This is a genomic window from Nonomuraea sp. NPDC001684, assembly GCF_053596515.1.
The window spans coordinates 1-8,094 of record NZ_JBSFGJ010000425.1; the positions used below are offsets into that span (position 1 = coordinate 1).

General features: G+C 71.0%; 15 protein-coding genes. 13 read left to right on the top strand and 2 right to left on the bottom strand.

The features are described from left to right. The 10 genes from ACWCSD_RS42300 to ACWCSD_RS42345 form a co-directional block, all read left to right on the top strand. A partial coding sequence (locus ACWCSD_RS42300; RefSeq protein WP_449923496.1) for a hypothetical protein occupies positions 1 to 511 on the top strand: 511 nt, incomplete at its 5' end. A gap of 204 nt (positions 512 to 715) precedes the next feature. After that, positions 716 to 1,051 carry a hypothetical protein gene (locus tag ACWCSD_RS42305; protein ID WP_449923499.1) on the top strand — a complete coding sequence of 112 codons (336 nt, stop codon included), beginning with the start codon at positions 716 to 718 and terminating at the stop codon, positions 1,049 to 1,051. Positions 1,052 to 1,118: 67 nt separating this feature from the next. Next, positions 1,119 to 1,505, top strand: coding sequence for a hypothetical protein (locus ACWCSD_RS42310; RefSeq protein ID WP_449923502.1), 387 nt, complete (start codon positions 1,119 to 1,121; stop codon positions 1,503 to 1,505). A gap of 61 nt (positions 1,506 to 1,566) precedes the next feature. Continuing rightward, positions 1,567 to 1,884: a hypothetical protein gene (locus ACWCSD_RS42315; protein WP_449923505.1), complete on the top strand. Its 318-nt coding sequence runs from the start codon at positions 1,567 to 1,569 to the stop codon at positions 1,882 to 1,884. A gap of 74 nt (positions 1,885 to 1,958) precedes the next feature. Then, positions 1,959 to 2,471 (top strand): hypothetical protein, encoded by a 513-nt coding sequence (locus ACWCSD_RS42320; RefSeq protein ID WP_449923508.1) that lies wholly within the window; start codon positions 1,959 to 1,961, stop codon positions 2,469 to 2,471. Positions 2,472 to 2,675: 204 nt separating this feature from the next. Next, the gene (locus ACWCSD_RS42325) at positions 2,676 to 3,314 is read left to right on the top strand and encodes a hypothetical protein (RefSeq protein ID WP_449923511.1); all 639 of its coding nucleotides are present in this window, start codon (positions 2,676 to 2,678) and stop codon (positions 3,312 to 3,314) included. Positions 3,315 to 3,386: 72 nt separating this feature from the next. Beyond that, positions 3,387 to 3,605 (top strand): hypothetical protein, encoded by a 219-nt coding sequence (locus ACWCSD_RS42330; protein ID WP_449923514.1) that lies wholly within the window; start codon positions 3,387 to 3,389, stop codon positions 3,603 to 3,605. 47 nt (positions 3,606 to 3,652) lie between these two features. Then, positions 3,653 to 3,973: a hypothetical protein gene (locus ACWCSD_RS42335; protein ID WP_449923517.1), complete on the top strand. Its 321-nt coding sequence runs from the start codon at positions 3,653 to 3,655 to the stop codon at positions 3,971 to 3,973. 51 nt (positions 3,974 to 4,024) lie between these two features. Beyond that, the gene (locus ACWCSD_RS42340; RefSeq protein WP_449923520.1) at positions 4,025 to 4,603 is read left to right on the top strand and encodes a hypothetical protein; all 579 of its coding nucleotides are present in this window, start codon (positions 4,025 to 4,027) and stop codon (positions 4,601 to 4,603) included. Between the two features lie 108 nt (positions 4,604 to 4,711). Beyond that, positions 4,712 to 4,840: a hypothetical protein gene (locus ACWCSD_RS42345; protein ID WP_449923523.1), complete on the top strand. Its 129-nt coding sequence runs from the start codon at positions 4,712 to 4,714 to the stop codon at positions 4,838 to 4,840. An 80-nt stretch (positions 4,841 to 4,920) separates the two neighbouring features. Here ACWCSD_RS42345 and ACWCSD_RS42350 read toward each other — a convergent pair whose 3' ends face one another. After that, positions 4,921 to 5,097, bottom strand: coding sequence for a hypothetical protein (locus ACWCSD_RS42350; RefSeq protein WP_449923526.1), 177 nt, complete (start codon positions 5,095 to 5,097; stop codon positions 4,921 to 4,923). 231 nt (positions 5,098 to 5,328) lie between these two features. Between ACWCSD_RS42350 and ACWCSD_RS42355 the strand changes: the two genes are divergently transcribed. The 3 genes from ACWCSD_RS42355 (at position 5,329) to ACWCSD_RS42365 (ending at position 7,215) form a co-directional block, all read left to right on the top strand. Then, complete coding sequence (locus tag ACWCSD_RS42355) at positions 5,329 to 6,111, top strand: peptidoglycan recognition protein family protein (RefSeq protein ID WP_449923529.1); 783 nt, start codon at positions 5,329 to 5,331, stop codon at positions 6,109 to 6,111. Continuing rightward, a complete protein-coding gene (locus tag ACWCSD_RS42360) occupies positions 6,108 to 6,416 on the top strand; it encodes a hypothetical protein (protein ID WP_449923532.1) in 309 nt (102 codons plus the stop codon). The genes ACWCSD_RS42355 and ACWCSD_RS42360 overlap by 4 nt, the downstream gene beginning before the upstream one ends. 91 nt (positions 6,417 to 6,507) lie before the next feature. Continuing rightward, positions 6,508 to 7,215 carry a hypothetical protein gene (locus ACWCSD_RS42365; RefSeq protein WP_449923535.1) on the top strand — a complete coding sequence of 236 codons (708 nt, stop codon included), beginning with the start codon at positions 6,508 to 6,510 and terminating at the stop codon, positions 7,213 to 7,215. Positions 7,216 to 7,278: 63 nt separating this feature from the next. On the opposite strand, the gene ACWCSD_RS42370 is transcribed toward ACWCSD_RS42365, so the two are convergent. Next, positions 7,279 to 7,548 (bottom strand): hypothetical protein, encoded by a 270-nt coding sequence (locus ACWCSD_RS42370; RefSeq protein ID WP_449923538.1) that lies wholly within the window; start codon positions 7,546 to 7,548, stop codon positions 7,279 to 7,281. Between the last annotated feature and the right edge of the window lie 546 nt (positions 7,549 to 8,094).

The following is an 8,094-nucleotide window of genomic DNA, read 5'->3' on the forward strand; positions in this document are numbered from 1 at the left end:
CGAGCACGAGTCCGGGTTCACCCACCTGTGGGGCGTCCACGTCGTCGCCGACGAAAACGCGTGGCGACCGGGCACCGACCGGCGCGGGGACCCGCTGCCCGCCTTCGCCGGCCCCCGGTACGTCATCTACGCCCAGCACCCCAACGGCGTCATCACGGCCCGCGCCCTGACGCCCGGCGACTACCGCCACCGTGGCGACGCGCACATGATCGCCGCCCGCCTGCGGGACGCGGGCCTGAACGTCCGTCTCAAGAAGCGGCGCGACACCGTGCTGCGCGACCAGCATGGGTTCTTCCTCCCGTACCGCGTGTCCGTCGCGGCCGATCACGCCCTGCTCGACGTGCTCGACGCCGCCGAGGACGCCGCCGAGGCGGCGCGCGAGCCCGGGACCGGCTACCTGGACGCCTGCCCGGCCTGCGGCAAGACCGACCCGCCCGTGACCACGTTGGGGGACAGCAGGGGCGCGGTCGTCACGGACTGCTGTGAGAAGGACGTGACGCACCTCCTGTGAGCAGGCAAGCCGGGAGGGGCGGCGGGTGATGGCATGTCCCGAGAACCGCCCCGGCCAACCCAGGCCCACGGGGGCGCGGTGAGCGCCCACCTTGATCCGCCCCACCCGCTTGCCCATGAAATAAAGATGCCCTACACTTTTAAGTGTGAGCACGGGGAGCTGCGACCCCCGGGCTCACATCCCACCCAGCCCCAGGAGGCCCACATGCTCAACCGCGCCCAGCTCCGCCAGCTCGCCCAGGACCTGCACGTCGTCATCGCCACCGGCGAGTACACGCAGCACGGCGCGATCACCCTCCTCACCGCCATGAGCGACGTGAACCACGCCCTCGCCGAGCGCATCCTCGACCAGGAAGCCCCGATGGGGCAGGGCAACATCTACACGCTGCTCCCGGACGGCTCCTACCGTCCCGAGTACGGCACCGCCCGCGTCATCTGGGACTACACCGAGGGCGACCGCAAGGGGCAGGACTACCTGCCGACCCTGATCGAGCGCCACGGCGCCGACGCGGCCATCCGCACCCTCTCCGCCGTCCAGTAGCCGCCCACCGGCCCGCCCCGCCCGGGGCGGGCCCCCACCAGCCGCCCAACCTCGCCAGGAGAGTCCCGTGTCCTACGTCCTCGCCGCCCTCTGCCCCGCCTGCCACGTCGCCGTCGAGCCCGACCAGGTCAAGAACAACCGCCGCTACTTCACCCACGACTGCGAGACCACGCCCGCGTGGGAACTCCCGTACGCGCCGCCCGCCCGCCCCACCAACGCGGCGGGCCGCCTGGCCGCCCTCAAGCTCATCGACGACGGTCCGATCAAGGCCAAGGACTGGGAAGTCGCCTGGGCGCAGCTCTGCGCGCTGGGCACCGCCGGCCGCTCCGAGCGCTGGCTCGACGCGATCGACTGGATCAGCCGCACGTGGGCGGACACCGCCTACGACCGGGCATGGGTCGTCCTCCAGGGCCGCATCTTCCTCGGCATCGCCAACGCCCCCAAGAGCCGCTAGCCCACCCCCCCGGCCCGCCCCGCCCCGAGGGCGGGCCCTCCCGAGACAAGGACACCGCGACGTGAGCTTCAAGATCTCCCCCACCCAGGACACCAGCGTCGAGCTGAACGTCTCCATCGCCGACGCCGACCCGATCCCCCGCCACCACGGCAAGCCGTACAAGCCCAACCGCGTGGACATCTACTGGAACTGGACCAGCGCCACCGGCTGGACGCTCGACGGCTTCAAGATCCACGGCCTCGACGGCACGGCCCCGGTCTCCCGCTGGCAGGACGCCGCTCCCGGCCGCGCGCCGTGGGCACCGGCCGCCTACTGGGCGCTCGCCGAGGCCACCCGCCCCACCTGGCAGCCGAGCCTGGCCGCCGCCCCCGCATCCTGACCCCCACACCCCGCACCGGGCGGGCCGCTGCGACGGCCCGCCCCACCCCCGCACAAGCCCCAGGAAGGCCCCGCATGACCACCGAAGCCCCGTCCGCCCCCGCCCTGATCGCCATCGTCCTCGGCCCCACCTCGCCCGCCCCCCGCGCGCACAGCCTCGAATGCGAAGCCGCCGGCTCCTTCACCCCCGGCCGCCCCGGGGAGCCCGGCGACTGGACCGGCCACGTCACCGACCTCACCACCCTGACCATCCGCTGGCCGCACCTCACCCTCCACCCGTGCCTCGCCCAGGCCGCCCGCGACTACGGCATCCCCGCCGGCCTCCAGCACGACGACCCGCGCGGCCGGTGCCTGCGCGCCGACGTGCTCGTCGGGCGCGTGCTCGACACCGACGCGCCCGTCACGGCCGCCGTGGCGCGCGTCCGCCGCCTGGTCCACGTCCACGCCGCCGCCCCGTTCGTGCGCACCGCGTACGCCCGCCTGGAGCGCGCCGTGAACGCCCTCGCCGACCAGCTCGGCCACGGCCGCGTGGACGTGTCCCACGCGATCCACACCCTCCGCGATCGGCCTGAGGCCATCACCTGGTAGCCCCTCGGCGGGCCCGCACTGTGCGGGCCCGCCGACCAGAAGGCCGGCGAGTTGCCCCCGGCTCGACGGCGATGCGAGCGGATCTCGTGGGCGTACCCACTTGCCCGGCAAATAAAGATGCCCTACACTTTTCAACGTGAGGCCGGGAGCTGCGAATCCCGGCCTCACCCCGAAACACCAGCCCAACCCCAGGAGATCAGCACCATGACGAGCCTCGCCGAGATCACGTCCCGCTACCTCACCGGCCACGACTACAAGGCCCGCGCCGAGGCGATCCCGGCCGTCCCCGCCCGCTACAGCCAGATGATCCACCTCGCCGCCCAGGCCGCCGACGCCTACCGGGAGGCCGCCACCCTGGCCAGCCTCCCCACCGAGCGCCTGCCCGAGGTCACGGCCCTGCGCCGCACCGTCGCCGCCTGGCTCGACCAGCTCAGCGACCCCCACATCATCGCCGCCGCCATCGTCGCGGGCTTCCCCGCCCACCTGGCCCCCATGGTGTCCATCAAGGCCCTGCACGGCTGGCTGACCGCCCCCATCTACCAGGGCGGCTACGAGCACCCCAACTTCGCCCGCATCCTCACCAAGGCGGCCGAGGAGTACGCCGACGCCTACCCCGACCTCATGCCCTGCGAGATGTGCGGCGCGGAAGCCGGTGAGGACTGCGACCCCTACCTCTACTGCCGCTCCTCCCAGGAAATCGAGCCGCCCGCCCCCGCCACCGTCGTGGAGACCGCTACCGCCCCCGTCTTCTCCGACAGGCCCGCCATCGAGAGCGGCCCCCGGCGCGACGCGATCACCGCCGTGCCCATCCTCACCGAGTTCCTGGCCGCACTCACCCGCTGACCAGCCCCGGCCCGCCCCGCGCGAGGGCGGGCCGCTACTCCTCGACCATCACGCCCGGAAAGGCACCACCTCTTGACCACCACCGCCGAGCCGACCCTGCAAGACGACGCCGAGGACCTCGAACACTGCGCGGCCTGCCGAGCCGACACCGCGCACACCGAGCAGGAGTGCGCCCAGTGCGGCACCGTCACCGCCTGCACGAACTGCAACACCTGCCCCAAGTGCAGGGACTTCACCGCCGACCCCACGGAGGCGTGGGAGCCCGACATCGACAGCCACCTCGACCGCTGACCCGCCCGGCCCGCCCGTGGGCGGGCCGCCACCCTCCTGGAGAACCCGTGACTGACATCGTCACCCCCCGCCGTGTTGCCGCCTGGAACGAGCGCACCAGCTACCCGACGCCCGTGATCGACCGCTACGACTGGCTGCGGTGCGCCGCCCCCTGCAACAACGACCCGCACGGCTCCGGCTTCGAGTACCTGCCCAACGAACCCGGCCTGGCCAGCCTCCCCGCCGGTACCGACCTCGACGCCCTGTACGTGTGCCTCGACTGCCGCACCGTCATCACCATCGACGTCCCCGCGTGGGACCCCGCCCGCCAGGCCGCCGAGGAGCGCAACGCCCTCGGCCAGGCCCTCCTCAACCGCGACCACAAGTAGCCCCTGCGCCCGCCCCGACCGGGGGCGGGCCCACCCCGAAGGACGAACCCCATGACCACCGAGCACACCACCGAGGCCGGCGACGAGCCCGTCCGGATCGGCCGCGCCATGCTCCGCGCCTACGCCCGCCAGACCGGCCGCCCCGTCTCCAGCCTCCTCACCCCGTACGGCCGCGCCCAGGCCGCCGAGCAGCTCCTAGGCGACCTGCTCGACGCGCTCGCCGACGACAACCACGACGTGCCCACGTTCCTCGCCAACGCCCTCGCCGACACCTGGGGTGAGGAAGAGTCCGAGCCCAGCCCGCCGTTCATCGCCTACCGATCCCCGTCCTGGATGCGCGCCCTCGGCCGCGCCGCCATCGACCTGTACGGCACCTACGGCGACCGGCGCAGCGTCCTCACCGACTACGAAACCCACGTCGTCAACGACGCCGCCCAGCTCCTCGCCGACGTCGACGAGCATGGCATGCCTGGGTCGCCCATGCTCGACCTCACCGCGCTCGGCACCGCCGCCGCGATCCTGTGGGACCTGCACGGCGACGACAACGGCGTCTTGACCCCCGACCAGAAAACCGCGCTCGACCAGGCCATGGCCCTCTACACCCGTGGCGGCTCCAGCAACCTTTGCTAACCTCGCCCGCCCGCCCTACCCGGGCGGGCCCCATCCAAGGAGACCGCCCAATGAGCAAGGGCAAGCAGGTCGTTTATCGTCCAGGACCCGGCCACCAAGGCGTTTGAGGTGTTCGGCCACGTCTACACCGACAAGGGCCTGGCCGAGCTGGAGGCCGAAGCCGGACAGCGCGGCCTCACCGTGATCGGGCACGCCCGCCTCACCTCCAAGGCCGAACTCGCCAATCGGCCCTACTAAACCAGCGCACAAGGGGCGCCTGCCGATCAGGCGGCGCCCTCTTGGCCTATCTCCACTAGGAGGTGAGAAGCCGACTGCTGCTAGCGGTACGCGGCGGTGGAGACCTCATCGGCGAGATGGAAAGATCGTTTTTTTTGAGGGAATCCGCCACGGCCGTCGCAAATCGCTGCGACGGCGCCAGCGACAGCCAACACCCCGAACACGATCTGGTGCAGCTCGGGCATCTCGCCGAAGTTGGATGCGATGCTGCACAGCATGGTGCCACCAGAGAGCAGCACAGCAGTACGGCTAGGACGGCGCGAGCCGTTCCCGTGCCGGCGCCGTGCTCGTCCCCCCATGCAGCAATCGTACGGTGCGCCCTGCAAGAGCGCTCGACTTCTGCTCGTGCGTCGTAGCTGCGAGCGCACGACCAGCCCGACGCGACGTTAAGGCCTCAACCCGGCATCCTCCCCGGCGACCAACCCACCGACCCGCGCAACGGGGGAGCGATGCAGAAGATCCAGGCCCGCTACTACCATCAGGGCCGCGTACGCCGTCCTATCCGGCTGATCGTCATGCACTCCATGGAGGCCCCGGAGAAGCCCGAGACCGCCGAGAACGTCGCCCGCTGGTTCGCCACCAGCAGCCCCAAGACGAGCGCGCACGTGTGCGTCGACCCCAACTCGGCGGTGCGGTGCGTGGACGACGACGACACCGCGTGGGCCGCGCCGAACGCCAACGCGGACGGCCTCCACATCGAGATGGCCGGCTACGCCCGGCAGAAGCGCGCCGACTGGCTCGACGCCGCCAGCCTCGGCACCATGAAGCAGGCCGCCAAGGTCGCCGCGGCGTGGGTCAAGAAGTACGACATCCCCGTCCGGCACCTCACCCCCGCCCAGGTGCGCGCCGGCCAGAAGGGATTCTGCGCCCACGTCGACGTCACCCGCGCCTACCCGGGCACCGGCTCGCACACCGACCCCGGCAACGGCTTCCCGTGGGACAAGTTCCTCGCCCTCGTCAAGGCCGAGGTCGACGGCAAGCCCGTCAAGCCCGCCGCCTGGTCGCGGACGCTCGTCTACGTCAAGGGCAAGCCGTACATGAAGGGCGCCGACGTCGAGGCGTGGCAGGGCCTCCTCGATGAGCTCGGCTACGACGTCGACGTGGACGGCCTCTACGGCGCGGACTCCACGGCCGCGACCAAGAAGCTTCAGGCCAAGGCCGGGCTGCTAGTCACAGGCAGCGTGGACAGGGCCACGTGGCAGGCCGGGCAGAAGGCGGCCGACGACAAGTGAGCGACTGGCTGATCCCCCTCGGCTACCTCGCGGCCATGGCCATCACCGCGAGGAAGACGGCCACCTATATCCGCAACAGCGACCTGGTCGACCAAGGCGACCGGTTCGACGGGTTCATGGCCCGCATGTTCGGTTTCGTGGTCGGCGCGGTGTGGCCGCTCGTCTGGCTGGGCGTGCTGGTCACCGGCCGGCTGCCCGCGACCGACCACGAGATCCGGCAGCGCCTGGCCGAGCGTGAGCGGCGTCTCGCCGAGCGGGACGCGCGGATCGCCGAGCTGGAACACGAACTCGGCATCCGCACGTAGACCGTGCAGGTCGGGGGAGGGACGGCCGGTTCGTCCATCAGTAGAGGGTGAGAGGGGCGGAACAGCCGCCCCCGCCACCTGGAGGCCCACGATGAGCGACACCCCCGACCCCGACCCCTTGCCTGCCTGGGAGCGGAACCTCCTCGGCCAGCCGGTCACCACCGAGGAACGCGCCCAGCTCGACCAGGAAGCAGCCGAAGCCGCCCGCCGGGAAGCCGACCGCCGCCAGGCGTGGCCGCTCCTGCACGACGTCGCGGACGGCGGCACGGTGGACCTCAACGACGTCTGGTACCAGCTCGAACCGGAACGCTGGGAACTCGACCCGGGCGCCGTCGTTGAGCTCCTGGCCGACCGCGCCGGAGGCGTCGGCCGGCGGCTGCACGCGGGCGTGCAAAGCCTGCTGGCCCGGCGGGACGGCAACATCAACTTGTGGTCCGAGCCCGACCCCGACCAGCACCTGATCAGTGTCGTCGCCTGGTCGTTCGGCGGGCACTGGAGCCCGGACCGGGCATGGTGGGCGCGGTGCACCCTGGACGTGTCCACCGACCAGTACGGCGAGGTGCGGCTGACGCCGCACTGGGGCGTCGAGTTCGCGGTAAGCGGGCGGGGCGGCGCCACGGTGTTCCTCGACAACGAACACGGCATCCTGGGGCCCCTCGTGGCCCGCTGGTATCTGGGTTGGCTCGGCCGCCGCGCGGTGCGCGACCAGCTCGGCCACCCGCCGTACGGGCCCGCCGTCGAGGCCATCAGCCTGAACGACTTCCTGGCCCAGACCGAGCAGAGTGCCGGATTGGCGTGACGTGCCGCTGACGGCCGCCCTGGGTGGGGGGCCGTCAGCGCTAGACGATGCAGGTTCCTCGGGTCAGAGCTTGATGACCTTCAGGATGGGGCCAAGGACCGTGGGGTCAACCCCCAGCTTGACGATCTCGACGGCGGCCCAGAGTGCCACGATGCCGAAGGCGCACTTCGCGAGGGTGCGAAGGGCCTGCGGCGAGATGCGGAACCCCTCGTCGGGGGGTGGTGACGCGGGAGTGGTGACGTTCTGCAGGGCCGTGAGCGGGATCACGGCGATGACGTACGTGGGGGCGGCGGGCAGGTCCGAGGGTGGACCGGACGGCGTTCTATCGAACACCTGAACTCCTAACCAGTAGGGGGAACCTTACTGGCCGGACTCCAAGAAGCGCAGGTCACGGGCTATCCGTGTTGCGCATGAGCCAGCGCGCCGCGTACTCTAAACGTGCAACCATTTAGCGTGTACTAAGCGCGTGGGTCTCTCTTGGAGGTCCGGCCTTACGACTAAGGCCCCAGCCCGCAATGCTGGGGCCTTTCGTCGTTTATTCAGTCTACCGGTCCTCCCTGGCGTTTCAACAGCAACTACTTTGACCTGCGGAAACGCACCACCTGACTAATGCTCCATCGAGGAAATCCTTACGTTTAGGCCAAAGTTGAATGCTTTTCACATTCCTGGTCTTTCCTTATTTGTAGTGATTACGTCATTAGGCGAGCGTGACCGCCGTGGCGGTGACCCTTGCGACGGTGACCGTGAGCGCCTGGGGACGGGCCGTTGACGGCCGCCCCGGATGGGGCGTGGAAGGGGTGTCCGCGAGGGTAGGGGGCGCCCAGCTCCGCCGTGATCTGCCGCAGCGCCCCATCCACTTCGCATGGTGGCTGCGGCTAC

Coding starts and splice junctions, on each gene's coding strand:
- ACWCSD_RS42305 (WP_449923499.1), top strand. CDS start 716: ATGCTCAACCGCGCCCAGCTCCGCCAGCTCGCCCAGGACCTGCACGTC.
- ACWCSD_RS42355 (WP_449923529.1), top strand. CDS start 5,329: ATGCAGAAGATCCAGGCCCGCTACTACCATCAGGGCCGCGTACGCCGT.
- ACWCSD_RS42325 (WP_449923511.1), top strand. CDS start 2,676: ATGACGAGCCTCGCCGAGATCACGTCCCGCTACCTCACCGGCCACGAC.
- ACWCSD_RS42365 (WP_449923535.1), top strand. CDS start 6,508: ATGAGCGACACCCCCGACCCCGACCCCTTGCCTGCCTGGGAGCGGAAC.
- ACWCSD_RS42340 (WP_449923520.1), top strand. CDS start 4,025: ATGACCACCGAGCACACCACCGAGGCCGGCGACGAGCCCGTCCGGATC.
- ACWCSD_RS42350 (WP_449923526.1), bottom strand. CDS start 5,097: ATGCTGTGCAGCATCGCATCCAACTTCGGCGAGATGCCCGAGCTGCAC.
- ACWCSD_RS42320 (WP_449923508.1), top strand. CDS start 1,959: ATGACCACCGAAGCCCCGTCCGCCCCCGCCCTGATCGCCATCGTCCTC.